Source organism: Alteromonas sp. H02 (assembly GCF_059682525.1).
Genome location: NZ_CM185021.1, coordinates 1,379,330 through 1,405,290 on the forward strand (window position 1 = coordinate 1,379,330; position 25,961 = coordinate 1,405,290).

The 25,961-nt window shown below is 49.6% G+C and carries 21 protein-coding genes and 5 tRNA genes; 18 read left to right on the top strand and 8 right to left on the bottom strand.

Annotated elements, in window-relative coordinates; genetic code table 11:
* Window positions 1-11: 11 nt before the first annotated feature.
* The 3 genes from AC566Q_RS06260 to der all read left to right on the top strand — a co-directional run bounded on the left by AC566Q_RS06260 (window position 12) and on the right by der (window position 3,446).
* Window positions 12-626, top strand: a complete 615-nt coding sequence (locus AC566Q_RS06260; RefSeq protein ID WP_499614929.1) for a YfgM family protein — start codon at window positions 12-14, stop codon at window positions 624-626.
* A gap of 54 nt (window positions 627-680) precedes the next feature.
* Window positions 681-1,901, top strand: coding sequence for an outer membrane protein assembly factor BamB (bamB, locus tag AC566Q_RS06265; protein ID WP_105935663.1), 1,221 nt, complete (start codon window positions 681-683; stop codon window positions 1,899-1,901).
* Window positions 1,902-2,000: 99 nt separating this feature from the next.
* Window positions 2,001-3,446 (top strand): ribosome biogenesis GTPase Der, encoded by a 1,446-nt coding sequence (gene der, locus AC566Q_RS06270; protein WP_105935573.1) that lies wholly within the window; start codon window positions 2,001-2,003, stop codon window positions 3,444-3,446.
* A gap of 76 nt (window positions 3,447-3,522) precedes the next feature.
* On the opposite strand, the gene AC566Q_RS06275 is transcribed toward der, so the two are convergent.
* Together AC566Q_RS06275 and xseA are read right to left on the bottom strand one after the other, a co-directional pair.
* A complete protein-coding gene (locus tag AC566Q_RS06275; protein WP_105935574.1) occupies window positions 3,523-4,599 on the bottom strand; it encodes a hypothetical protein in 1,077 nt (358 codons plus the stop codon).
* A 69-nt stretch (window positions 4,600-4,668) separates the two neighbouring features.
* Entirely contained in the window at window positions 4,669-6,030 is a 1,362-nt protein-coding gene (xseA, locus tag AC566Q_RS06280; RefSeq protein WP_105935575.1) for an exodeoxyribonuclease VII large subunit, read from the bottom strand.
* Between the two features lie 102 nt (window positions 6,031-6,132).
* Between xseA and guaB the strand changes: the two genes are divergently transcribed.
* The 4 genes from guaB to AC566Q_RS06300 all read left to right on the top strand — a co-directional run bounded on the left by guaB (window position 6,133) and on the right by AC566Q_RS06300 (window position 12,079).
* Window positions 6,133-7,602 (top strand): IMP dehydrogenase, encoded by a 1,470-nt coding sequence (gene guaB / locus AC566Q_RS06285; RefSeq protein WP_105935576.1) that lies wholly within the window; start codon window positions 6,133-6,135, stop codon window positions 7,600-7,602.
* A gap of 78 nt (window positions 7,603-7,680) precedes the next feature.
* On the top strand, window positions 7,681-9,258 hold the full coding sequence (gene guaA / locus AC566Q_RS06290; protein WP_105935577.1) for a glutamine-hydrolyzing GMP synthase: 1,578 nt from the start codon (window positions 7,681-7,683) through the stop codon (window positions 9,256-9,258).
* A 235-nt stretch (window positions 9,259-9,493) separates the two neighbouring features.
* Window positions 9,494-11,116 (top strand): methyl-accepting chemotaxis protein, encoded by a 1,623-nt coding sequence (locus tag AC566Q_RS06295; protein WP_105935578.1) that lies wholly within the window; start codon window positions 9,494-9,496, stop codon window positions 11,114-11,116.
* Between the two features lie 39 nt (window positions 11,117-11,155).
* A complete protein-coding gene (locus tag AC566Q_RS06300; protein ID WP_170308521.1) occupies window positions 11,156-12,079 on the top strand; it encodes a histone deacetylase family protein in 924 nt (307 codons plus the stop codon).
* Here the strand turns inward: AC566Q_RS06300 and AC566Q_RS06305 are convergent.
* The 4 genes from AC566Q_RS06305 to tsaA all read right to left on the bottom strand — a co-directional run bounded on the left by AC566Q_RS06305 (window position 12,076) and on the right by tsaA (window position 16,269).
* Window positions 12,076-13,020: a phospholipase A gene (locus AC566Q_RS06305; RefSeq protein WP_240621997.1), complete on the bottom strand. Its 945-nt coding sequence runs from the start codon at window positions 13,018-13,020 to the stop codon at window positions 12,076-12,078. The two genes, AC566Q_RS06300 and AC566Q_RS06305, sit on opposite strands and share 4 nt — an antisense overlap.
* Window positions 12,998-13,849 carry an MBL fold metallo-hydrolase gene (locus AC566Q_RS06310; protein ID WP_105935580.1) on the bottom strand — a complete coding sequence of 284 codons (852 nt, stop codon included), beginning with the start codon at window positions 13,847-13,849 and terminating at the stop codon, window positions 12,998-13,000. The genes AC566Q_RS06305 and AC566Q_RS06310 overlap by 23 nt, the downstream gene beginning before the upstream one ends.
* 48 nt (window positions 13,850-13,897) lie before the next feature.
* Window positions 13,898-15,493, bottom strand: a complete 1,596-nt coding sequence (locus tag AC566Q_RS06315) for a proline--tRNA ligase (RefSeq protein ID WP_420836941.1) — start codon at window positions 15,491-15,493, stop codon at window positions 13,898-13,900.
* Window positions 15,494-15,555: 62 nt separating this feature from the next.
* Window positions 15,556-16,269: a tRNA (N6-threonylcarbamoyladenosine(37)-N6)-methyltransferase TrmO gene (tsaA, locus tag AC566Q_RS06320; protein ID WP_499614945.1), complete on the bottom strand. Its 714-nt coding sequence runs from the start codon at window positions 16,267-16,269 to the stop codon at window positions 15,556-15,558.
* A gap of 286 nt (window positions 16,270-16,555) precedes the next feature.
* On the opposite strand from tsaA, the gene AC566Q_RS06325 reads away from it, so the two are divergent.
* From AC566Q_RS06325 to AC566Q_RS06340, 4 genes are read left to right on the top strand one after another with little or no spacing between them, the layout of a single operon-like run.
* Window positions 16,556-17,485: an ABC transporter ATP-binding protein gene (locus AC566Q_RS06325; RefSeq protein WP_499614947.1), complete on the top strand. Its 930-nt coding sequence runs from the start codon at window positions 16,556-16,558 to the stop codon at window positions 17,483-17,485.
* Window positions 17,478-18,212, top strand: a complete 735-nt coding sequence (locus AC566Q_RS06330; RefSeq protein ID WP_105935582.1) for an ABC transporter permease subunit — start codon at window positions 17,478-17,480, stop codon at window positions 18,210-18,212. Before AC566Q_RS06325 ends, AC566Q_RS06330 begins: the two co-directional genes overlap by 8 nt.
* 2 nt (window positions 18,213-18,214) lie before the next feature.
* Complete coding sequence (locus tag AC566Q_RS06335; protein WP_499614950.1) at window positions 18,215-20,083, top strand: Gldg family protein; 1,869 nt, start codon at window positions 18,215-18,217, stop codon at window positions 20,081-20,083.
* A complete protein-coding gene (locus tag AC566Q_RS06340; RefSeq protein ID WP_499614952.1) occupies window positions 20,080-21,051 on the top strand; it encodes a DUF4340 domain-containing protein in 972 nt (323 codons plus the stop codon). The genes AC566Q_RS06335 and AC566Q_RS06340 overlap by 4 nt, the downstream gene beginning before the upstream one ends.
* Window positions 21,052-21,072: 21 nt before the next feature.
* On the opposite strand, the gene AC566Q_RS06345 is transcribed toward AC566Q_RS06340, so the two are convergent.
* A complete protein-coding gene (locus AC566Q_RS06345) occupies window positions 21,073-21,630 on the bottom strand; it encodes a DUF1415 domain-containing protein (RefSeq protein ID WP_499614955.1) in 558 nt (185 codons plus the stop codon).
* A gap of 9 nt (window positions 21,631-21,639) precedes the next feature.
* On the bottom strand, window positions 21,640-22,494 hold the full coding sequence (folD, locus tag AC566Q_RS06350; protein ID WP_499614957.1) for a bifunctional methylenetetrahydrofolate dehydrogenase/methenyltetrahydrofolate cyclohydrolase FolD: 855 nt from the start codon (window positions 22,492-22,494) through the stop codon (window positions 21,640-21,642).
* Window positions 22,495-22,747: 253 nt separating this feature from the next.
* On the opposite strand from folD, the gene AC566Q_RS06355 reads away from it, so the two are divergent.
* The 7 genes from AC566Q_RS06355 (at window position 22,748) to clpP (ending at window position 25,914) form a co-directional block, all read left to right on the top strand.
* Window positions 22,748-22,824, top strand: a tRNA-Pro gene (locus AC566Q_RS06355).
* A 26-nt stretch (window positions 22,825-22,850) separates the two neighbouring features.
* Window positions 22,851-22,927 (top strand) — tRNA-Arg (locus AC566Q_RS06360).
* Window positions 22,928-23,135: 208 nt separating this feature from the next.
* Window positions 23,136-23,211 (top strand) — tRNA-His (locus AC566Q_RS06365).
* A 7-nt stretch (window positions 23,212-23,218) separates the two neighbouring features.
* Window positions 23,219-23,303, top strand: a tRNA-Leu gene (locus tag AC566Q_RS06370).
* Window positions 23,304-23,336: 33 nt separating this feature from the next.
* A tRNA-Pro gene (locus AC566Q_RS06375) sits at window positions 23,337-23,413 on the top strand.
* Window positions 23,414-23,883: 470 nt separating this feature from the next.
* Window positions 23,884-25,188, top strand: coding sequence for a trigger factor (gene tig, locus AC566Q_RS06380; RefSeq protein WP_123324526.1), 1,305 nt, complete (start codon window positions 23,884-23,886; stop codon window positions 25,186-25,188).
* A gap of 96 nt (window positions 25,189-25,284) precedes the next feature.
* Window positions 25,285-25,914: an ATP-dependent Clp endopeptidase proteolytic subunit ClpP gene (gene clpP, locus AC566Q_RS06385; RefSeq protein ID WP_123324527.1), complete on the top strand. Its 630-nt coding sequence runs from the start codon at window positions 25,285-25,287 to the stop codon at window positions 25,912-25,914.
* Window positions 25,915-25,961 lie beyond the last annotated feature (47 nt).

Below are 25,961 nucleotides of genomic sequence, written 5' to 3' on the forward strand. Positions count from 1 at the left end.
GAGGTTTTAAGATGGAACAATTCGCTACAGAAGAACAACAGGTAGAGGCGATTAAACGGTTTTGGTCAGAGCACGGAACGTCTCTGATTGTCGGTGCAGTACTGGGGTTAGCCGGTTTATTTGGCTGGCAGTACTACAGCGATTCACAAATCGCCGCCAAGGAAAGCGCCTCTCAGTCTTACCAGGCCGCACTTGAGTCGCTGGTAAACGAAGAAAATAGTCAGCCGATTGAAGCGGTAATCAATGCCGATGCTACAGGCTATGCCAACGTGGCAGGTTTACTGGCTGCTAAGCAAGCGGTTGACGACGGCAACCTCGAAAGCGCTGCAACTTATCTCAAAGGCGTAGCTGGCAGTGCCGCAGACGAAAGTTTAAAGCAGGTTGCAAATGTGCGTCTGGCACGTGTTCAGCTAGCTCTTCAGCAGTATGACAATGCCCTGACAACCATCGAATCGGTAACCGATGAAGCCTTTACTGCACAGGTTGAAGAAGTGAAAGGTGATATTTTTGCCGCGCAAGGGAACTTTGACAAGGCTCGCATAGCCTACTCCTCTGCCTTGGAGAAAAATATTAACAATCGATTACTGCAAATGAAGCTAGACAACCTTGCAGTTAGCGCAGGATAGTGAATGAATTTAAATACTCGAAACATCTCACAGCAATCAACTCTGTGTGGCCGTATGTTTAAACGGGTCATTTTGACCGCAGCCGTCATCGGTTTGTCTGGTTGCGCCACCATGACAGACTGGTTCGCTGATGAAGACGAAATCAAAATCCGCCGTATTGCGCCTATTGAAAACCAGATAACTCCGAAAGAGGTTTGGAGTTACACCATTGGTGATGGCGTTGATGAATATTTTTCACGCTTAAAACCGGTCTTCGCTAACGATACGGTGTACGCGGCAGAGCGTCATGGCGAAGTGGTGGCACTAACCCCGGATACCGGTGATGTGGTATGGGAACGCAATTTTGCTATTTTCCCGGACGAATCCTTCTGGGATGACATTGCTCGCCTGTGGCGCAGCGGTGCGTCAGCCAAAATCAGTGCGATTGCAGCAGGCTATGACATGGTTTTTGTCGCCACTGAAGATGGCATTATCCGAGCCTTAAACAGTGAGTCTGGCGAAACCTTATGGGAAAGCACGGTACCAGGTGAAATCCTGGCTACGCCAGCGATGGACGAAGGGATCCTGGTATTGAATACCGGCGCTGGAGTGTTGTTTGGACTGGATGCAAAAACCGGTGAGCAACTGTGGCGCAGTGAAACCGACGTGCCGCCGCTGAGTTTACGGGGTATTTCAGCACCGGTTGCCACCAATGGTGGTGCACTGGTTGGCACGCCTACCGGGAAGTTACAGGTGAATATTCTGACCAGCGGCATTCCCGCCTGGGAAACCGCTATTACTGCGCCTGCCGGAGCAACCGAACTTGAGCGTATTATTGATGTGGATTCTGCGCCGGTAGTATTCGGTAATACTGTCTACATTGTTTCCTATGATGGCACTCTGGCTGCAGTAGAACTGCGCAGTGGGCGCATTATGTGGAAGCGTGAATACGGCTCGTACCGTGATTTGGCGGTGAGCGGTAATCGCATCTACGTAGTTGATACACGCTCAATTGTTTATGCGCTGGATCGTCGTAATGGCGTTGAAATCTGGTCTCAGAGCGGTCTCAAAGAGCGTAACCTGACTACGCCATTAATTATGGGAGAACAACTGGTGCTTGGCGACCGCTGGGGGCTGATGCACTGGTTAAATGCAGAAGATGGTAAACTCATTGCCCGCTATGATTTAGGTGGCGACGATGAAGATGAAGCTATCTATGCAACACCAGTTAAAGTGAATGACCTGGTGGTTACCATTACCCGCGATGGAGAAATTGCTGCGTTGTCAGCTCAGTAACCACGCTTATCCTGCAATTCGCGGGATATTCCGATATAATTTAACGGCCGCGCTTTATGCGCGGCCGTTTGCTTGTTTATTACTTAAAGGAACACCGATATGTTGCCTGTTGTGGCGTTAGTTGGCCGGCCCAATGTGGGTAAATCAACGCTGTTTAATCGTTTAACTCATACCCGTGATGCACTGGTTGCTGATTTCCCGGGACTGACCCGTGACCGGCAATACGGTCAGGCCAGCTATGAGCAACGTCACTTCATCGTAGTCGATACCGGAGGTATCACCGGTGATGAGGAAGGTATTGATACCTTAATGGCACAGCAGTCACTACAGGCCATTGAAGAAGCTGATGTGGTGTTCTTTTTAGTGGATGCCCGGGCGGGTCTGTTACCTGCCGATCAGCTCATCGCCGATCACCTGCGTAAAAGCGATAAAACCGTATTTTTGCTGGCCAATAAAGTGGATGGCATAAACGGTGATAGCGAAAGCGCGGAGTTTTTCTCTCTGGGCCTGGGCCATGTACATCAGATCGCCGCAGCCCACGGCCGCGGTGTGTCGCAATTGATTCAGGAGGCCTTGGTGCCACTGGATGAGCAATTCCCTGAAATGCTGGTGACCAAATCAGCCGAAGAGGAAGAGCTCGACGCAGAAGACCAGCTGAAACACCTGCAGAGTTTACCCATCAAACTGGCTATTGTAGGTAAACCAAACGTGGGTAAGTCAACACTTACTAACCGTATATTGGGTGAAGATCGTGTGGTGGTCTATGACATGCCAGGCACTACCCGCGACAGCGTATACATTCCGCTGCAACGTGACGAGCGCGACTATGTATTAATTGATACAGCCGGAGTGCGTAAACGCAAGAAGGTCTCAGAAGCGGTCGAAAAGTTTTCCATTGTAAAAACGCTTAAAGCCATTGAGGAAGCTAACGTTGTACTGTTGGTGATTGATGCCCGCGAGGGGATCTCTGATCAGGACTTAAGTCTGTTAGGCTTTATTCTTAATTCCGGTCGCTCGCTGGTGATAGCCGTGAACAAGTGGGACGGCCTGGATACCGATATTAAAGATGAAATCAAACGCGAACTGGACCGTCGCCTGGGCTTTATCGACTTTGCCCGGTTACATTTTATTTCTGCACTCCATGGGTCGGGTGTGGGCAATTTGTTTGAGTCGGTGCAGGAAGCTTACCGGAGTGCCACAAAACGAATCAACACTTCAATGCTGACCCAGATCATGGAGTTGGCTCAGCAAGACCATCAGCCGCCATTGGTGCGAGGACGCCGGATAAAAATGAAGTACGCCCACGCGGGCGGCTACAATCCGCCTGTCATCGTCGTTCACGGCAACCAGGTGCAGGATCTGCCCAGCTCGTATAAGCGGTATCTGATGAATTACTTCAGAAAGGCGCTGGATGTAATGGGCACGCCAATTAAAATTGAATTCCGTGAAGGGGCTAACCCGTTCGAAGGCAAGAAGAATCAGCTGACGCTTGCCCAGCAACGAAAACGCCGTCGCATGATGGATTTTCACAAGAACAAGAAATAAGTCACAAAAAAAATGCCAGTCAGTTCTTAACTGACTGGCATTACTGCATAGCAGGGCTTTTTCATGCACTGTTTAACTACAGTGCTTTGCGTAATTCTTTCATCAGTGCCGATTCGCCAGGTACCGCCAATTGAGTTAAGGCTTCGGACACCAACGGATCGCCAATACGCGATGGGAAAGTGGTGCTGAATTTTACGAACTTATCTTCTAACCGGAAGATATAAATAGTGGCGTAAAGTGCCTCGCCACTCTCACCCTCAGCGGCTATCTCTGACATCACGCCCTGCAATGAAGACTCGCCCTGGCTGAAGGCTTGTTGATGTTTCTTTATTTCCATCGCCATGGCGCGCTCAACCGTAATTTGCCTGGCCTGTTCTACTGCGTCTTCCAGTTCATGGCTGATAAGCTGCTCGGTATCACCGGTTAACGGCGCTAACACCGGATAAATGGCAATATCCATAATTGCCTCGCTGAAAGAGGGGTGAAGGTACCTGGCCAGTACGCCTTTAAACGGATCCGGATATAAAAACTGACGGGCCAACTGAAACTCACCCAGAACTTCGGGGAGGGTCAGAGCACCCGAGTAATCACTTGCGCCCATGGCCTGATAAAGAAACGGTGTTGAAAAAATGTGGTTACGGTTGGCGTGCTCACTCCAACGCAGGATGATTTGTTCAACATCCTGGGGGTGGATAACGCCGTAATGCCAATAGTGCACTAAAAAGCTATCGAGATGAACGCCGCGCCATTCCACCGCAAATTCCGTATAACTTTGCAGCGGCACATCTGCCGATTCAGGTTCTTGCCCGGCAGGCATATCAGCCACCTGATTAGCGATCAATAATTCATAATCATGACGGCTCACTGAAGGACTAAGCTCGGCAAACAAATCGAGCTTTTCGAGGCTCTTCAGAAAGTCATTAGCAGCAATGCCATCGTTTTTGCAGGGATTACTGGTTAACGCGGCCTCATTACATTGCTGTTCAACCTCGTCACTGATATAGGAAGAGTAGACATTAACTGCCAGATTGAAGGGAGCTTGTTCTGGGGCGCTTAGCTTAGGCTGTTCAGGCGGCTTTACTGAACTGGTTGCGCATCCGGTGGTCAGCAACAGCGCCAACCAATAAAAAGAGTGGCGGAAAATTTTAATCAAACAACAATACCCATAATAAGTGCTTCACCAGTCCTTGTTCAGGCCTGATCACGCTAAAACTGAGAGATTTTATAAATTGGGTTTGGCATTTACTGCTGTTACCACACTGACAATCTCACCGTCACTGACCCGGCTGATAATTTCGTCCTGCTCTTTAACCGCCGTAATACTGGTAATCGCCTGACCGGCTTTTAAGGTGGCGGAATAACCGCGGGCCATAGTTGCCAGAGGGCTTACAGACTGAAGCAGGTGCGCCAGTGTAGCAAGCTTCTGCTTGTGGGTCTCTAGCCGTTGTTGCATCGCCTTCATCATTCTTTGATCTAAATACACCTGCTGCGTTTTAATCTTATCCAACTCAATGGCCGGATGCTGTCGGGCAAGGCGGTTTTCCAGACGCTGTGAAGCGGTTTGTCCACGCACGAGCTGTTGGTTTATCAGACTGGTTATTTTTTGTGTCAGTTGATCAACCCGCTGGCCCTGCTGTTGCAACATCACTTCCGGATGGCGTGACTTCAGGCGCTGGCCTAGTACGGCTAACTGATGGGCACGACGCTGCAACGTGGTATTAAAGGAACGTGTGAGCTGTTGTTGTAACTGGCGGACCTGCGTCTGGATTTCGCGCTGGTCCATGGAGAGCAGCTCTGCTGCTGCCGAAGGCGTTGGCGCCCGCAGGTCTGCCACAAAATCGGCGATGGTTACATCCACCTCGTGGCCTACAGCACTAACCAGCGGCAGCGTCGATTGGGCTATTTCCCGGGCCAGTGACTCGTTGTTAAAACACCACAGGTCTTCCAACGAACCGCCGCCCCGGGTGAGCAGGAGCACGTCGACCTCCTGGCGCTGATTAGCCAGCCAGATATTACGGGCTAACTGGGCAGCGGCTTGCTCGCCCTGCACCATAGAGGGATATACGATGACTTCTGTGGCCGGGCTGCGGCGCTGTAGTACACTTAATACGTCGTGTAACGCGGCGCCATGAGCAGAGGTAATCACACCAATTCGTTTTACGTGGGTCGGTAGTGGCCGTTTATTAGCAGGGTCGAATAGCCCTTCAGCCTGCAGTTTGTATTTTAGCTGCTCAAAAGCGAGTTTTAACTGACCTTCACCCTCCGGCTCCATGCTTTCAACCACCAGTTGATAATCGCCGCGGGGTTCATAAATGCCAACACTGGCTCTGACCAGTACTTTGTCGCCCTCACGCGGCGGATTACGAACCACCCGGTTAGCGGAGCGAAACATGGCAGCCCGTACCTGGGCTTTATTGTCCTTGAGGGTAAAATACCAGTGGCCGGATGATGCACGGGTGAAGTTGGAAATTTCAGCGCTGAGCCACACCAAACCTATCTCACTGGTTAAAATGTTACGCGCCAGGCGATTTAATGTTGTTACGCTGTGAACTTTTTGCCCGTCCGGGGCAGAGAAAACTGTCATTGAATGAAAAAACCTCAGCTTTAATGCAAATACAGTTTACCTGAAAGTGAAAAAACACTACAATTGCGCCGCAATTAAACCTCAATATACAGGTGTTTTTGCATGCTACGAATCGCTCAAGAAGCGCTAACCTTTGACGATGTTTTATTGGTTCCGGCGCATTCCACAGTGCTCCCGCACACAGCCAGTCTACAAACCCGTGTGACTCGCAAGGTAAATCTGAATATCCCTATGGTATCAGCTTCTATGGATACTGTAACGGAAGCGCGTTTGGCAATTGCATTAGCCCAGGAAGGCGGTATTGGTTTTGTTCATAAGAACATGACCGCAGAAGAGCAAGCCAAGCATGTACGCGAAGTTAAAAAATATGAAAGCGGTGTGGTTTCGGACCCGGTAACCGTAGGTGCCAGTGAAACTTTAGGTAATGTACAGGCATTAAGTAAGAAGCTCGGGTATTCCGGCTTCCCGGTCACCGACTCAGAAAATAATCTGATCGGTATTATCACCGGCCGCGACATGCGCTTTGAAAACCGTCTTGATTTGTCGGTGGATAAAGTGATGACCCCTAAAGAGCGTCTGGTAACGGTTAAAGAAGGTGCCAGCTCTGAAGAAGTACTCGAGCTGATGCACGAGCACCGTATCGAAAAGATCCTGGTGGTCGACGACAGCTTTAAGCTTACCGGTCTGATTACGGTTAAGGACTTCCAGAAAGCCGAAAGCAAGCCGAATGCCTGTAAAGATTCACTGGGTCGCTTACGCGTTGGCGCTGCGGTAGGTGTTGGTCCGGGCACCGATGAGCGCATTGCGCTATTGGTTGAAGCAGGTGTTGACGTATTACTTATCGATACCTCTCACGGCCACTCGCAAGGCGTTATCGACCGTGTTAAGACTGTTCGCGAAACCTACCCAGAACTACAAATCATTGCCGGTAACGTGGCGACTGCCGAAGGTGCTCTGGCGCTGGCTGATGCCGGTGCTGACGGTATTAAGGTAGGGATTGGCCCTGGTTCAATCTGTACTACCCGTATCGTAACCGGTTGTGGTGTACCGCAAATTACCGCTATCTCTGATGCGGTTGAAGCGTTAAAAGACCGTGACATTCCGGTTATTGCCGATGGTGGTATTCGTTTCTCCGGTGATATTGCCAAGGCTCTGGTAGCTGGTGCAAGTTGTGTAATGGTTGGCTCTATGCTGGCCGGTACTGAGGAAGCGCCGGGTGAAGTAGAACTTTATCAGGGCCGTTACTACAAGTCTTACCGTGGTATGGGCTCGTTAGGGGCTATGAATCAGCGTAATGGTTCATCCGATCGTTACTTCCAGGAAAGTGACAACGCCGAAAAACTGGTACCGGAAGGTATTGAAGGTCGTGTGGCCTATAAAGGCCCGATCGCTACCATTATCCATCAACAAATGGGCGGCCTGCGTTCAGCCATGGGCTTAACCGGTTGTGCTACCATTAATGAACTGAATACCAAGCCGCAATTTGTGCGGGTGACTTCAGCGGGAATGGGTGAGTCACACGTGCACGATGTAAGCATTACCAAAGAAGCACCTAATTACCGTTTAGGTTAAACTTTACCAACACCAATCGATTGATTTATCAGGCTGGTTAATACCAGCCTGCTTGTTTTCTATTTAAAGGCAAACACCATGACACAAAACATCCATGATCATCGCATACTTATTCTGGATTTTGGCTCACAATATACCCAGCTTATTGCCCGCCGTGTGCGTGAGCTTGGCGTTTACTGCGAACTCTGGGCATGGGATGTCACAGAAGAACAGATCAAATCGTTTAACCCGCAGGGTATTATCCTGTCGGGCGGTCCGGAATCGGTCACCGAAGACAACTCGCCACGTGCACCTGAATATGTCTTTAATGCAGGTGTCCCTCTATTGGGGGTTTGTTATGGCATGCAAACCATGGCCGAGCAGCTTGGCGGGAAAGTGCAGGGTTCAGATAAGCGTGAATTTGGTTATGCCCAGGTAGAAGTGGTTAAGTCGAACGATTTACTGGCCAATATCGAAGACGCCATCAGTGCTGAGGGCAATGCGTTGCTGGATGTATGGATGAGCCACGGTGACAAGGTTATCGCCATTCCTGACGGATTTGAAACCGTCGCATTAACGCCGTCGTGCCCCCATGCCGCCATGGTAAATACTGACAAGCAATTCTACGGTGTACAGTTCCACCCGGAAGTGACGCATACCCGTCAGGGCATGCGTTTGCTGCAGCATTTTGTGATGGACATCTGCGGTTGTGAAAAGCTGTGGACCCCGGATGCGATTATCGAAGATGCCATTGCCCGCATTAAAGAAAAAGTGGGTGATGATGAGGTTATTCTGGGCCTGTCTGGTGGGGTGGATTCATCAGTAGTCGCGATGCTAATCCACCGTGCAATCGGTGACAAGCTTACCTGTGTATTCGTTGATAATGGTTTGCTGCGATTAAACGAAGGTGAGCAGGTGATGGATATGTTTGGTGACCACTTCGGCCTGAATATTATCAAGGTTGACGCCGAAGAGCGTTTCCTGGCTCGTTTGGAGGGTATTGACGATCCAGAGTTGAAGCGTAAAGCCATCGGTAACGAATTTGTGGCCGTATTCGATGAAGAAGCTGGCAAGCTGGTTAACGCCAAATGGTTAGCGCAGGGCACTATTTACCCGGATGTTATCGAGTCAGCTGGTTCTGCTACCGGTAAAGCGCATGTGATCAAATCTCACCACAATGTTGGCGGTTTACCAGAAGACATGAAAATGGGCCTGGTAGAGCCACTGCGTGAGTTATTTAAAGATGAAGTACGCAAAATTGGTTTAGAGCTGGGTTTGCCATACGACATGCTGTATCGCCATCCGTTCCCAGGACCAGGCTTAGGCGTACGTGTGCTGGGTGAGATCAAGAAAGAGTACTGTGACCTGCTGCGCCGTGCCGATGCTATCTTTATTGAAGAGCTGCATAACGCAGAGCTTTACCACAAGGTCAGTCAGGCCTTTACGGTATTCCTGCCGGTAAAATCGGTGGGCGTAATGGGCGATGCTCGTAAGTATGATTGGGTTGTATCGCTGCGTGCAGTAGAAACCATCGACTTTATGACTGCGCACTGGGCGCACCTGCCCTATGATTTCCTGGGGAAAGTGTCTAACCGCATCATCAACGAAATCGACGGCATCTCTCGCGTGGTTTACGACATTTCAGGTAAGCCTCCGGCTACCATCGAATGGGAGTAGTTTACCCATAGGTTTAACATCAAGCCTCGCTGAATAACGCGGGGCTTTTTGTTGTTTAGTATTCAAGGAGGCAGTTTGAAATTGCGAGTTTTTGCTACTTTAGTTCTATAATAAAACTGATTTGTATGATTAGTAAGCGGCCTTTCACACAACTGTCATATTGCCGCGCTGTAATTAGACTCCTTCACACGGAGGGTGGATCTATGGTTATAACAAGCGCTTTCCGGAGATTTAAATGATACGATTTACCAGTATCAATCGTCTGATAATGACTCCCGTTCTGGCAATCATTGCCATTCTCGTCCTGCTCAATGCAGGCTCTTTGACTATCGCTTTTTCCTTAATGAGCGATATTGAGCAGGTTGAGCAAACCAATGTCGTGCACGAGCGCTTGGTTTCAGACGCGCTGACTGAGTTTAAAACTCAGGTCCAGGAATGGAAAAATGTGTTATTGCGTGGCGCTTCGGATAAAGACAGAGAAAAGTACTGGTCACGGTTTCAGGCCCGGGAAGCAGATGTTCAGGAGATTCTGCGTAAGCTGATGGCAGGAGAGGAGCTAAACACTGACTCGGCCAGTTTAATCGACCGTTTCTTAACGGCTCACAAGACGATGGGCGTCAAGTACCGCGAAGGGTATGAGGCATTCGTTTCCGCTGGTTACAGTCCTTATACCGGTGATACCTTTGTAAGAGGTATTGACCGTGAACCGGCCGATCTGTTGCAACAGGCAACTGACCAGATAGCTCAGGCAACCCGTCAGGCCAAAGAGCAGGTAACAGCGCAAACCAGCCAGCGCTTATGGCTAATTATGGGCTTGTCGATAGTATTGAGCGGCCTGTGTATTGTTTATCTGATTACGAATCTGCGTCGCAACATTGTTAAACCAACCCGCGAAATTGCTACCTGCCTGCAAAAAATGGAGCAAAAAGATTACGATTATCGCCTTGAGTATCGCAGCGAGCACGAACTCGGCTTAGTGGCCAGTGCTACCCGTCACTTACAGAACAAGCTGCAGGATACGGTCACCATTTTGTCTGATGCGCAGGATCAGATTCGTCAGTCCCATGACATTCTGGAAGATGTCAGCAGCGCCATTGCAAAAGGGGCAAGTGATCAGCACACCTCGTCAGACTCGCTGGCCCAGGCGAATGATAAACTCGATGAAATTGTTAAAGGACTGGTCACCATTACCAGTCAGGTGTCTGTCGCTTCCAGCCATTCCCAGCAGCAGGTTCAGGAATGCTATACCACCTTTGATAGCGCCAATAAGGGGTTTGCTGAGCTGGCCAGAACCGTGGCATCCGCCAGTCAGATTGTGAATGAGCTACAGGCCCGCAGTGCCAGTATTCTTACCGTGGTGAATGTGATTAATGAAATTGCCGACCAAACCAATCTGCTAGCCCTTAATGCGGCTATTGAGGCGGCCCGGGCCGGTGAACATGGTCGCGGTTTCGCCGTGGTGGCCGACGAAGTGCGCGCGCTGGCAGCTAAAACGCAGCAATCCACCCAGGAAATTAACGCTATATTAAGTGCCTTTGAAGCTGATGCATCAAAAGCCGTATCGGCCATGGCAAGTGGGCAGCAACATGCTGACGTGAATGCTCAAAGTGCACAACAGGCCCTGGCGTTGCTCAACGAGCTGGTGCGTTACATCGATGAAACCCAAAGTGTGGTCGGTGCGCTGGAAGAAGCGGCGAACGATCAAAGCAGCATCCAGCGACAGCTGGATGGCGTAATCGCCCGGGTAATGAGTTCTGCAGAAGATTACAAGTCATTATCACAGAGCAATAATATTTCAGAAGCCATCAACATGATGTCAAAAAATGTGATGTCGGTAGTCTCTGCATTGAGCCGATAACCGCTCAATGCAGTACAATACCAAACTTGTGTAACAGAAATGGACAACGTTGGTATTTTGCAGCATCTGGTTTTCCACCCTATTTACAGTCAGCTCGAGTTGCCGGTCCGGCATCGTTTTCCCATCGAAAAATACCAGGGGATCCATGATGCCCTGTGCGCTGGTGGCGTATCGGAGTCAGCGTTTACAACGCCAACACCGGTTGGCAGGGATACACTGACCAATTGGTATGATGCCAGTTATGTTGATGCATTAATTGGTGGCACCCTGGATACCAAGGCAATGCGTCGCATTGGTTTTCCCTGGTCTGAACAACTGATTAAACGCAGTCTCACCGCAGTAGGTGGTACCCTCAAAACCGCCGAGCTGGCATTGGCGCATGGATTGGCGCTTAACCTTACCGGTGGTTATCATCACGCTGGTGCAGATTGGGGCTCTGGTTTTTGTTTATTTAATGATTTGTATCTTGCCGCCAGGCAAATGCTCACCAATCCCGGCATCGATTCGGTGCTCATTATTGATTTGGATGTGCACCAGGGGGATGGGACCGCGCTACTCGCTCAGGATGATACAGCAGTGATCACCTTGTCGTTGCATGGCGAGAAAAACTTTCCTCACCGTAAGCAACAGTCTGATATGGATTTCCCTTTACCCAAGGGGATGACGGATGAACCTTACCTGGCTACGTTGGATGAGGCGCTGAGTGTAGCTGAGAGACTGTATGCACCGGACGCCATAATCTATGACGCAGGTGTGGATGTGCATGAAAACGACGATTTAGGGCTGTTAAATATCACTACCGCTGGTGTTTATCAGCGCGACTGTATGGTGTTTGATTGGTGTCGTCGACATAACCTGCCGGTGGCTTGTGTTATTGGCGGCGGCTATCAGCGGGATATCAATGCGTTGGTAGACGTGCACCTGCAGATGTACCGGGCGGCAGGGGTTATTCCGCAGCGCTAAAATGCCGCCAGCTGGAATCCCAGACCGATGCGGTTCTGGCGGCGATCATAGTCAATCAGGCTATCACCATAGCCATTAAAATACTGCAATACTACTTCATAACGGGGAGATACCGGGTAACTCACGGACAGCTCCAGGCTACCTCGGTTGTTATCAAACTCCAGGTTATTGCGCAGGCGGGCAAATAAACCAAAACCTTTGATGCGTGTGCCATAGCCAAGTTCAATTCGGCCATAATAGTGATTAATTCTGGGATTATCATCGCCGCTGGGATCTTCCGGGGAGGTTTTTTCATCTTCCGGAATGCGATACCAGGTGCGCAAATAATAGATACCGTCAGCATCGCTGAACAAACTGGTCAGCATAATGCGGTTCCAGCTGCGCGAGCGAAGTTCACTCTGACCGTTAGACATGTGGTTAAAGCCCAGCTGCAGGGCATTAAAATCGATACCAAGGAGCTTTATATCGGTATTCCACTGATAAAAAATTTCCGGCTCGTAGTTGGTTTCCCGGAAAGGCTTGGACACTTCACTGTTATAAAGTTGCCAGAATGAAGTGAGCGTAAAGCCAAAATAAACGCCCTCTACGGAGTCGGGTTGGGTGTAAAGAGGCAGTTTTACGCTAATCTGAAATTTTGCCTCTTTATTATCCACGTTATTTTCAGTGAGTCCGGCATTGCCCAACGCATTGGGGTTATCCACATAAGTAAACGGCAGAAAATAGTTGCGTTTGTACTGGGTAATCGCAAAGGCGTTATTTAACAGGTGTTTATCGGCCTCGAAGCGCTTTTTAAACAGGCTTGGCCGGGCAATCAGGCCGCTTTGCTGTTCCTGGGTTGCTACTTCGCTTTGTTGCTCGTTATCGTCGCAATAGCCGAATACAGAGGTTGTCAGCAGCACCAGGCCAAGAGCTAAGCGTTTAAGACTGAGCGGTAAAATCAATGGTGAGTCCCTCATGGGCTGCAATCAACTGCAATGGCGATTCTGCAATGGTGATGTACTGGTTGCAGTGGTCGATGATGTCATCGATGTCCTTGTCGGTGCGGCTCGGATCATGACTATACAGAGCCAGGCGTTTGGCGTTACATGCCATGGCCAGTTTTACTGCTTCTTCGGCTACCGAATGCCCCCAGCCACTTTTGGTGGGCATGTCAGATAACATGTACTGAGCATCATGAATAATTAAATCTGCGTTTCTGGCAAATTCCACAAAGGTCAGGAAATCGGTTTCTTTTTTATAGGGAGGGTAGAGCTCATTATCAGTAATATAAGCCACCTTAAAGCCATTTTCCGAAACCGAATAGGCACTGCCTTTACCCGGATGATTCATAGGCAAACGTGCAATGGTTGCGCCGTTGAGCTTCCACGTATCGATGTTTTCTGGCTGTGGCGTGATAGTAATTTTCGAGCGCAATGCCGAAAAGGGAACCGGGAAAACCGAGCCCTGCATTTGTTTAATGATGGCATCGTTTTCGGGCAGTGATGTTTGCCCCGGGGTGATAAATATTTCACGGTCCGGTTGATAAATGGGAGTGAAAAATGGGAACCCCTGAATATGATCCCAGTGATTGTGGGTCAGCAGAATATGAATTGGGGTCTGCTTTTTAACCAGCTTATCGCCAAGGAGCCGGATGCCGGTACCGGCATCGAGGGAAATATCGGTGCCGTCACTCAGCTCGATATGCACGCACGCAGTGTTTCCCCCATAACGCACATACTCTGCGCCCGGTGTTGGAATGGAACCTCTTACACCATAGAAGGTTAACTGCATGCTGACTCCTTACCTAACGGGATCCGCCGGATGGCTTATCCCGTTATACTACAATCCGCCGATAAACGCGGTGACTTCCGTTAATTGTAATAAAGATTTCTCACCGGTGCGGCGATTTTTATACTCAACCAGTTGTTCATCAAGGTTGCGCTCGCCAATTACGATACTGTGAGGTATTCCTACCAGCTCCATATCTTTAAACATTACGCCCGGACGTTCTTTACGATCGTCAAACAAGACTTCCACGCCTGCGGCGGTCAGCTCTGCGTAGAGTGCTTCGGCTGCTTCCATAATACGCTGTGATTTATGCATGTTCATGGGGATCAGCGCTACCTTAAATGGTGCGATTGGATCGGGCCAGATAATGCCGTGCTCGTCGTGATTTTGCTCAATTGCCGCAGCAACCACGCGTGATACACCAATACCGTAGCAACCCATACTCAGGATTTCATGTTTACCGTTTTCGTTCAGCACGCCACAGCCCATAGCTTCAGAGTATTTATCACCGAGCTGGAAGATATGACCGACTTCGATACCGCGCTTAATTTCGATGGTGCCATTACCACAAGGTGATGGGTCACCGGCTTCGATGTTGCGCAGGTCTGCAGCGGTAATTTTCTCCGCGTAAGCTTGGTGTTTTAACGCCGCCGCCACAACGTAATCGGCAAATACCGGCACTTTCACGCTAGCCAGATCGATGTCATTGCTCGTGGCGCCCAGCACAGCTGATACGGTTTCATCATTGGCGGTAATCAAAGGAGCGGCAACACCGCTAAGCTTTTCGGCTTTAATATCGTTGAGTGTGTGACCGGCTGCCAGAACCAGCAGTACCCAGTTGTTGGCATCAGCTTCGCCGTTTTCGTCGGCAGCCTGTACCAGCACATATTGCAGGCCGTCTACGCTGGCACTTTCAACTTGTTGCGTTTGTGCCAGTTCTACGTTGGCTGCATAGTCTGAGCCGTTGGAGAAAGCGATGTTATCTTCGCCAGACTCTGCCAGTACATGGAATTCATGGGACACGCTGCCGCCAATTGAGCCGGTATCGGCCATTACCGGGCGGTAATCGAGCTGCATGCGTTCAAAAATTTTGCAGTACGCGCCGTACATGGCGTCGTAGGTATCCTGCAATGATTCCTGGGTAATATGGAAAGAGTAGGCATCTTTCATGGTGAATTCACGGCCGCGCATAATACCAAAGCGAGGACGTACTTCATCACGGAACTTGGTTTGAATCTGGTACAGGTTAAGCGGCAGTTGCTTGTAGCTGCTGATTTCGTTACGAACCAGGGCGGTGATTACTTCTTCGTGGGTCGGGCCTAACACGAAATCGCGCTGGTGACGGTCTTTAATGCGCAGTAATTCCGGACCGTATTCTTCCCAGCGTCCTGTCTCCTGCCACAGATCCGCAGGTTGCACTACAGGCATTAACACTTCAATCGCCCCGGCTTTGTTCATTTCTTCGCGAACAATATTGGCGACCTTGTTCAGCACCCGCAAACCGGTTGGCAGCCAGGTGTACAGTCCGGAGGCTAGTTTACGAATGAGACCAGCCCGAAGCATAAGCTGATGACTAATTACCTCAGCGTCAGCAGGGGTTTCTTTTTGTGTGGCTAATAAATACTGACTAGTGCGCATTGATGGCATATACCCGTTGGATGATTACAAAACCCGCGTATTCTAGCAGTGTTAAGAGCGCTAAAATAGCCCTAACAGACCTGTTCCAGTGATGTCACCAGGACTTCACCGTTTTCAACGCGCCACTGAATGTCACGATCGTAAAATATTACCTGATAAGTCTTCGGATCGTTGTCTTGTGATTGTCGGTAAGCCGGACGGGGATCCTGGCTTAAACACTGGACTATCAGGTCGTGTAAATCACTATGAGGCTGCGCGTTTAGCTGCGTCATTGCCTGCTCAGTGAAATGGACAGCTCTGGCGGGGAGCGGGTGCTCATCAAGCATATGCGCCTCGGCATTGACCACGCTATCGCTGTAGGGCAGGTAAGGCTTGATATCGATAACAGGCGTGCCATCAAGTAAGTCAATGCCGCCTACATTGAGCTGCCACTGACCATTGAGTTGCTCAGCGCCCAGGTTTTTCACCACTGACATACCTATACCATTAGGCCGAAACGTACTGCGAGAAGCAAATACCCCAATGCGATTGTTACCGCCAAGACGTGGCGCGCGGACTGTAGGAGTCCAGCCCTTCTCGAGATTTTCGTGAAATAAAAATAACAACCACAGATGGGAATAGGTTTCTATACCACGCAGACAGTTTGCGTCGTTGAAGGGAGGCGTCAGTCGCACACTGCCCCGGGCATTGGCTAAAGCTGGTTGGCGGGGAATGGCAAATTTTTGTTTAAATGGTGAGGCGATATGGCCGATGGGGGTTAACCCAAAGGCAGAAGGTTCGGACATAAATTGCAACACTTCTGTAGTTAGACTGAAACAAATTTCAAACATTTATTCGCTATAGTAGCGCCGCTATCTAATCACTGGTAGTCCCTGGAACACTTTAGCCCGCCTCTGCGCGGGCTTTTTTTTGCCCGCTGCGCACATAAGTCATCAAATTGCTGATTTTTTACATGATTGAAAATCCCGCGTATGCCAATATATAGCACTAACCACATACCTTGGTCTTTTGCAGTAAGTCACAGCAATGCACAAAGGCACTGTTAAACAGTAGATCGTAAATAGGATGGCTATGATCTCGGTAAAAAATTTATCTAAATTTTACGACCATTTTAAAGCAGTCGATAACCTTTCTTTCGACATTTCGCCCGGCAATATCGTGGGCTTTCTGGGGCCGAATGGCGCAGGTAAGTCTACCACCATGAAAATGCTGACCGGATTTCTGCCACCCAGTGAGGGAGAAATTTTTATAAAGGAACGGTCAATCGACAGCGATGCGAAAGCAATTCAGCGGGATATTGGTTACCTGCCAGAAGGCGCTCCGGCGTATGGGGACATGACGGTGTGGCAATTTTTGCACTTCATTGCCGATGTCAGAAGGTTAAAAGGGTCCCACCGTAAAGAGCGCCTGTACGATGTGATTCATCGCGTTGAGCTCGGTGATGTGCTGAACCGGCCCATCGACAATCTTTCCAAAGGCTTTAAACGCCGGGTAGGGCTGGCTCAGGCAATTTTGCACGATCCGGATATTCTTATTCTGGATGAACCAACGGACGGACTCGACCCCAACCAGAAACACCATGTCCGGCAGCTGATTGAAGATCTGTCACGGGAAAAAATTGTGATTATTTCTACTCATATTCTGGAGGAAGTCGCGGCGGTGTGTAACCGGGTGATGATTATCGCCGACGGGCAATTACGCTTCGACGATACACCGGAAGTACTCAGGCACCGATCGCGGTACTGTAATGCGGTGAGCCTGCGTCTTAGCTATGCCGCTGACATTTCCGGCCTGGCCGAACTGGAAGGGGTAGATGAAATGGAAATCGATCGCAAGACCGGTGTGGTAACCTTGTTTCCGGAACCTGGCAAACATATCTTCCATGCCATTAATGAATATGTCACCCAACGGCGTTTACCTGTGGATACCCTGACCCTGGAGACCGGTCGACTCGATGAAGTGTTTCGGGACATCACTACGGCAGAGGTGGTCCATGGGTAATATTTGGATCGTCACCAAACGGGAATTTGCGAGCTTTTTCGCCACACCGGTCGCTTACGTTTTCATTGCTATCTTTTTGATGCTTTCCGGCATCTTTACTTTCTTTATTGGCAACCTGTACGAACGTGGCCAGGCCGATTTGATCCCGTTTTTTAATTTCCACCCCTGGCTGTATTTATTTCTGGTGCCGGCGATAGCGATGCGCAGCTGGGCGGAGGAGCGCAAGTCCGGTTCTATCGAATTACTTATGACCCTGCCGATCAGTGTGGCTGAAGCCGTACTGGGTAAATTTATTGCCGCGTGGCTGGTGCTTGGCCTGGCGCTGGCGCTGACTTTCCCACTATGGCTCAGTGTTGATTTTCTTGGTGAACCCGACCACGGCATTATAGTAGCCGCCTATATTGGCAGCTGGCTTATGGCCGGCGCTTTTCTGGCAATCAGTACCTGCATGTCGGCCTTCACCCGTAATCAGGTAGTGGCGTTTATTCTGGCGGTGGTAGTGTGCTTCCTTTTTGTCGTATCGGGTAGCAGTATCGTATTGGATGCTTTTCAGCCCTGGGCCGGGAACCTTATTCTCGATACCGTCGCCAGCTTCAGTTTTCTGAGTCACTTTGAGGCTATGGCTAAAGGTGTACTGGCACTGAATGATGTGGGCTATTTTTTCATCATCATGGTGGTTTGGCTCTATGCCAGCCTGATTGTTATTGAGCAGAAAAAGGCGGATTAACCATGCAGAAATTAATCGCTTTTTTAACCCTTTTGCTACTGGCCATGTTGTGTCTCGGGCTGGTGGTTATTAACAATGAAATGCTGGGTGACTACCGTATCGACCTCACCGAAGATCAGGTGTATTCCCTGTCTGAGGGAAGTCAGCGGGTGTTAAGTGATATCGATGAGCCCATCGTACTTAATTTTTACTTCTCTGATACCGCCTCGAAGGGCATGACGTCGTTACGAAACTATGCCAACCGGGTACAGAGTTTACTGGAGGAGTATGAATCACGGGCAAATGGCAAAATTACCCTAAATGTCATCGATCCTGAGCCTTTTTCAGAAGCTGAAGACCGGGCAAACCAGTTTGGCCTGACCGGAGCAACCCTTGGCCCGGTAGGCGATGCCATTTACTTTGGTCTGGCCGGCACGAATGCGGTTGATAATCAGTTTACGATAAACTTTTTCGATCCGCAGAAGGAACGATTCCTTGAATACGATATCAGCAAACTGATTTATCAGCTTAGTGAACCAGAGCCGGTACAGCTGACACTACTTACCGATATCAACCTGATGGGCGGGCAAAATCCGATGAGCGGTCAGATGACGCCAGCCATGACGTTTTACAACCAGCTAAGTCAGTTATACGACATCACAACCATTGGCAGTGATGCCATACAAATTCCGGAAAATACCGACGTGCTGGTGGTTATTCAACCGCAGAACCTGGGTGAGGCATTGCAGTATTCCATCGACCAGTTCGCCATGCGGCAGGGGCGGATCCTGTTATTTGTGGATCCCCACTATGAGTCAGATGCCATGGCCATGATGGGCTCTTTGGAACCGAACAAGTCTGACTTTGGCTTGCTGACAAGCTGGGGTATTAATGCCGGGCTTGATTCGGTGGTACTTGATGGTCGTCTGGGTCTGGATATTCGCACTCCTGAAGGTGCGGTAACCCGCCACCCCGGCATTATCGGGCTGACCGGTGAGCAACTTAATCGCGAGGATGTGATTACGGCCAATCTGGAACTCGTTAACGGTTCGTCTTTTGCGCCTCTGACGCTGGCTGAAGGCAGTAATTTAACCCTCACCCCTCTGGCCTATTCGTCTGCCGATGCGGTGATAGTGGATAGCGCTGAGTACGCTATGACGCAGGATCCACAAGCATTGCAGCGAATGCTTGATAGTTCAGACCCACAGCGTGTCACTCTGGCAGCACGGTTCAGTGGTCCGGCGACTTCGGCGTTTACCCAGGCTCCGGCGACAGAATCCGCCAGTGAGCTTAATAGGGCCCATGTGAGCCGAACGGCTAAATTAAATCTGATTGTGTTTAGCGATGCCGACCTGCTGGCCGACCGCTTTTGGGTGCAACAGGCGAATTTCTATGGTGAAACTATTTACACGCCATTTGCCAACAATGGTGACGCTATTATCAACGCCAGTGAAAACCTGGCAGGTAGTGATGCATTGATTAGTATTCGTGGCCGGGGCACCTACGCGAGGCCGTTTGAACAGGTGCAGGCATTGCAGGTAGCGGCAGAAGCTCGCTTCCGCGAACAGGAAGAGCGTCTGCAAAATCAGCTCCAGAAAACAGAGGAACAGTTAGCCCAACTGCAAAATGTTCAGACTGAGTCTGGCGCGCTGACGCTGACCCCGGAACAGCAGGCCGCACTGGATACGTTTATTGCGCAGCGCAACGAAATCCGCCGGGAACTGCGGGAAGTTCGATATCAGCTGGAAAGGGATATTGATCAGTTGGGTAACTATCTCAAGTTGGTAAACATAGCCATCAGCCCCTTATTATTGGTAACTGTGCTGTGGGGAATGGCGCGTTTGCTGCGTCGCAGAGCAGGGAAGAAAACACTGGAGGCCATCGGATCATGACCCGCGTTGTTATATTATTTTTACTGGTCGTAGTGACTTTGGGAGCCGGTTATTATCTGGTGATTGAACGCCATCCCGAGCAGAGCTCTCAGTCTCATTTACTGTTGGGCGGACTAGCGTCACAAAGTCATTCGCTGACGCAAATAACCATTGAAAATACAGAAGGGGCGCTGTTTAAAGCGCGTCGGGAAGGCGAGCATTGGCTTGCAACCCATCTGGATTCGGTAATGACTTTTCCTGCTGATGTTCAAAAGCTGGCTGGCTTCGTTAGTGCCCTGTCCCAGGCGCATATTATCGAACCGAAAACCGCTAAGGCGTCGCGTTATGTATTGCTTGGCGTAGAGCCTGTTACTCAGCCGGGCGCGCAAAGTACCCTGCTAACTATTGCCACGGATACTCAGCAATGGCGAGTGGTAATAGGCAATCTGGCGTCCAGTGGCCTGGGCCGTTACGCTCGGGAGCCGTCGCAGCAACAGAGTTATCTGATAGACGAAACCCTGTCGTTACCGCTCACACCTTATGAGTGGTTGTTGCCTGACGTTATTGATGCCGGACTTACAACACTTAAGTCCATCGTTATCGATGATGATCCGGCTTTTACTCTTTATAAAGGCACCGAGGGTAACTGGCAGCTCAGTGAGAATAAGTTACCACTGGCCTATCCTGGCGTTCTGGCTCACACCCTGAATGACATTGTTAATTTCGAATACGACAGTGTTGCACCGCTGATACATGAGCCTGCTGCTGCGCAATTGCGTCGTACCATCGATATTACTGCAGAAGACGGCAAATTATTAACTATGACGCTGTACCAGATGGATGACGATGAAGGTGGTTACTCGTTGTTGCTGGCCGGCGATCTGGTCGCGGCTTCTCTCACCGAGTGGATGTTCCGGCTGACTGATTTTCAGGCGCGTGGGCTGTTAACGCCGAAAACAGAGTTACTGCAACAGCCAGCTGGTCCTTAATAACCTGTGCTCTGCGTAGCTTTAACGTGGCGCTTTACACGCCTTAAGCTGAGCCTGCAAAGCTGCTTCGCCGAGCGTTTCGGTAGTATCGATGTTGGTTTGCGGGATTGATTCGGGGTCCGGGTGGTGCGCCAGTGCCTGCTCCATTTCCGCTTCACGTATAATGTGGATCACCGGATGGGGAGCACGATTGGTAAAATGACTGGGCGCATTTTCCGCTTCTCCGGCAAACAGATAGTCAGGATGAAAGCTGGCCAGCTGGTATTCCCCTTCATAGCCCCAGTGATTCAGAGATTGCTGAGCGACATCTACTAACATGAGGTAGTCATCAAACTGTTGCCAACCGTCAGATAACACCATCAGGGTTGTGGATGTATGGCTGGTGGTATCCAGATGCAGAAATTCATCGTGCAATGTCTCCAGCACCTGGGCCATGTCTGAGAAGGCTATGTCCACAAAGCGGATGCGCTGCTGGTCTCGCACAAAGCGGGCAAAGGGGCAGAAATTATGGCCAATAACCATATCATCAAGCCAACGCTGCACATGCAGGCAGGCTGGCGTCTCGGGGCTGTAAGTCATGACTTTAAATTAAGAATGGAATTTAACGTAGGCTTCCAGCGTGTTTTCAATCAGGCTGGCGACGGTCATGGGCCCAACACCGCCGGGTACCGGCGTAATCCAGCCTGCGCGTTCTACCGCTTTATCAAACTCCACGTCACCGACCAGTGAACCGGCAGCGGTGCGGTTAATACCTACATCGATCACGATTGCGCCGGGTTTAATCCAGTCGCCCGGTATAAAAGCAGGCTTACCTACGGCCACTACTAACAAATCGGCACGGCTGACGTGGCTTTTTAAATCCTGAGTAAATTTGTGACAGGTAGTCACGGTACAACCGGCCAGCAATAGTTCCAGCGACATTGGGCGACCAACAATATTAGAGGCGCCCACAATCACTGCATCTAACCCTTTAACGGGACGCTTAGTAGCTTCAATCATGGTCATGATGCCCTTGGGGGTGCAGGGGCGTAAAGCCGGGATGCGCTGCGCCAGACGGCCGATATTATAAGGGTGGAAACCATCAACGTCTTTGTGGGGATGAATGCGCTCAAGAATTTGTTCTGCATCGAGTCCGGCAGGTAGCGGTAATTGAACCAGAATGCCGTCGATAGTCTGGTCTTCATTTAATTCATCAACGAGGTCGAGCAACTGTTGTTGTGAAGTATCGGCCGGTAAATCATAGGAACGGGAATTAAAACCCACTTCGTCACAGGCTTTACGTTTATTAGAAACATAAACCTGCGAAGCTGGATCGCTGCCAACCAGCACCACTGCCAAACCGGGCTCTCTTTTGCCTGCTTGCTTTAGTGAATCAACATATAAAGCGACGTCTCGTCGCACTTGTTTGGCAATAAGTTTGCCGTCAATCAAATGGGCGGTCATAGTTACTGGCTGCTTAATGAAGTAATTAATTAAAAACGATAGGAGATATATTTTCCCACAAGTATAGCGGCTAAGGCAAAACAACAAACGTGAATTGTTGGTCAGAAGCGTAAATTTGACTAATTTTAGATCGAGTTGCCGACTTTATGAGCATACGATTATTTTAGGGTAAAAAAGTGTTTGACGAGGTAGGGGCAAGCCGGTAGTATGCGCACCCCGTAGCGGTGATGAAGTTCACGCCGATACGCAGGTTCGGTGAGTGGCGCAGCTTGGTAGCGCACTTGTTTTGGGTACAAGGGGTCGCAGGTTCAAATCCTGTCTCACCGACCACTTTTTTGCTAGCGAAGATTCGCCAAGCGTCCGTAGCTCAGCTGGATAGAGCAACGGCCTTCTAAGCCGTGGGTCGCAGGTTCGAATCCTGCCGGACGCGCCATAGCGAGTCGGTAGGATGAGAAGCTCAGGTTCGACCAATTTGTCTGGAACAGATTGGCACAGCCTTTGGGCTGGTCCGAAGGACAACATACACGATGTATGATGCAATCCTGCCGGACGCGCCATAGCGAGTCGGCAGCTAAGTAAGCAAAAAGAAAATAATAGTTACCATACCACAACTATTATTTGTATAATGCAACACCTCAATGGTGGGCGTAGCTCAGTTGGTAGAGCCCCGGATTGTGATTCCGGTTGTCGTGGGTTCAAGTCCCATCGTCCACCCCATTTTCTCGCGGAAGTGGTGGAATTGGTAGACACGCTGGATTTAGGTTCCAGTGCTTCACGGCGTGAGAGTTCAAGTCTCTCCTTCCGCACCATTTACACCATTTTTTAGCAACACAGATTAAAGTCGGTGAGTGGCGCAGCTTGGTAGCGCACTTGTTTTGGGTACAAGGGGTCGCAGGTTCAAATCCTGTCTCACCGACCATTTCTAATAAATTCTCAGAAGATATGCCTCGCAGATAGCCGAAGACCCCTTGTGTAAGTAAGGGGAGCAGTTCAGCACATTGTCTGGAACAATGTGCAACAGCACTTTAGCGCTGGCCCGCAGGGCGAAGGACAGGAGTTCGGAGTCAATCCTGTCTCACCGACCATCTCTCTAAATTTTCATTTAACCAAAGTTAAAGCATTTGCAAACGTCCTGCTTACCTCCGCTTTGCACTCCTTTAAGTGCCCGAAAATCACCAATTATATCTGCCTGTTCAGGGCGAAAACAGAAAGCGCCGATTTGTGCTCGACTCTGATGTTATCAAACTGTATACTACTGCGTCTTTTTAAGGCAGCGCGTAGATTATAGCGCGATGAAACGACCTCTTACCTGAGTTTTAATCACTGTTCTCAGTGGCGGGCGAGAGGCTGGAAAATAAAGCGTATTAGGCGCAAAGTTGAGGTAATACAATGCAAGTTTCAGTCGAGACGACTCAGGGTTTAGAACGCCGTCTTACTATTACTGTTCCTGCTGAGTCAGTAGATAACGCCGTTAAATCGCGTTTACAGCAATTAGCGAAAACTCAGCGTATTAACGGTTTCCGTCCAGGTAAAGTACCAGTAAGCGTAATCAAGAAACGTTACGGACAAGCGGTTCGTCAGGAAGTGGCTGGCGACGTTATGCAACAAAACTTCTATCAGGCTATCGTGCAGGAAAAAATCAATCCTGCTGGCATGCCTTCATTTGAACTGACCAAAGATCAGGACGGTGAAGACCTGGAATTTGTTGCCAAGTTTGAAGTCTATCCAGAAGTAGAAGTAAAGGGCGTAGACGACATCGAAATCGAAAAAACAGTTGTTGAGATCGCCGATGAAGATCTGGACAACATGTTAGAGACTCTGCAAAAGCAGCACGGCGAGTGGAAAGAAGTTAAGCGTAAAGCGCGTAAAGATGACCGCATGGTTATTGACTTCGTAGGTACCATCGACGGTGAAGAGTTTGACGGCGGTAAAGCAGAAGACTTTACGCTGGAACTGGGTAAAGATCGCATGATCCCAGGCTTTGAAAAGCCACTGGTTGGTGCGAAGAAAGGTGAAGAAGTTATCGTTGACGTAACTTTCCCTGAAGATTACCACGCTGAAGCGCTGAAAGGTAAAGAAGCTCAATTCACCGTTAACGTGAAGAAAGTTGAAGGCCTGACACTGCCTAAGGTAGATGAAGAGTTTGCTAAACTGTTCGGTATCGAAGACGGTGACGTTGAAGCACTTAAAGCAGAAGTACGCAAGAACATGGAGCGTGAATTAGGCCAGACGCTTAAGACACAGCTTAAGGAAGAAGTGATTGCCAAGCTGCTTGAGAAAAACGAACTCGACCTGCCAGCAGCACTGGTTGATCAGGAAGTTAACGCACTGCGTGAACAGGCTAAACAGCGTTTCAGCCAACAGGGCGGTGGTCAAAACCTGCCAGACCTGCCAGCTGATCTATTTAAAGACAATGCACAGCGTCGCGTAAGCATCGGTCTGCTGCTGGGTGAAATCATCAAGCAAAACGATCTGAAAGCTGACCAGGAAAAAGTAGACAGCCTGATCGAAACTATGGCTTCTGCGTATGAAGATCCACAAGAAGTTGTTGATTACTACAAAAATAATCAGGAACTGATGCAACAAATGCAAAATGTTGCACTCGAAGAACAAGCGATCGAGTGGGTTGTTGGTCAGGCTAAAGTCACCGAAGTGAACAAGCCGTTTGACGAGGTTATGAACAAACAGGGGTAATTTTGCACTCCCAGATTGACTTAACCTACACGCAACTGTTTAAATGCTCGGTCTAGTCCGAGCATTTTTATTTCTGTAAGTACTTAAGGTAACCGCATAATGCAAAGCCCGTTAGATCCAATGAATGCACTGGTCCCCATGGTTGTTGAACAAACCGCGAAAGGGGAGCGTTCTTACGATATCTATTCTCGTCTGCTCAAAGAAAACGTCATTTTTCTGGTGGGTCAGGTTGAGGACCACATGGCCAACCTTATCGTGGCACAAATGTTATTTCTGGAAGCGGAAAATCCGGAAAAAGACATTTTCCTTTATATCAATTCTCCTGGTGGTTCTGTTACTGCGGGTATGGCAATTTACGACACCATGAAATTTATCAAACCTGATGTTAGCACCGTGTGTGTTGGCCAGGCTGCCAGCATGGGAGCGTTCCTGTTGTCAGGTGGTGCTAAAGGTAAACGTTACTGTTTACCGAATGCGCGGGTGATGATTCACCAGCCTTTAGGCGGTTTCCAGGGCCAGGCATCTGATTTTGAAATCCATGCCCGTGAAATCCTCAGCATCAAAGAAAAACTCAACCGACTGATGGCTGAGCATACCGGACAAGACTACGAAACCGTGGCTCGCGATACCGATCGCGACAACTTCTTAAGTGCAAGTGAAGCCAAAGAGTATGGTTTAATCGACCAGGTTTTAACAAACCGAACTGACGCATCCGCCACTAAGTAGTATAGTTATATAAGCCCGGCACTGGTTTTTGTGTTTGCCGGGCAGTC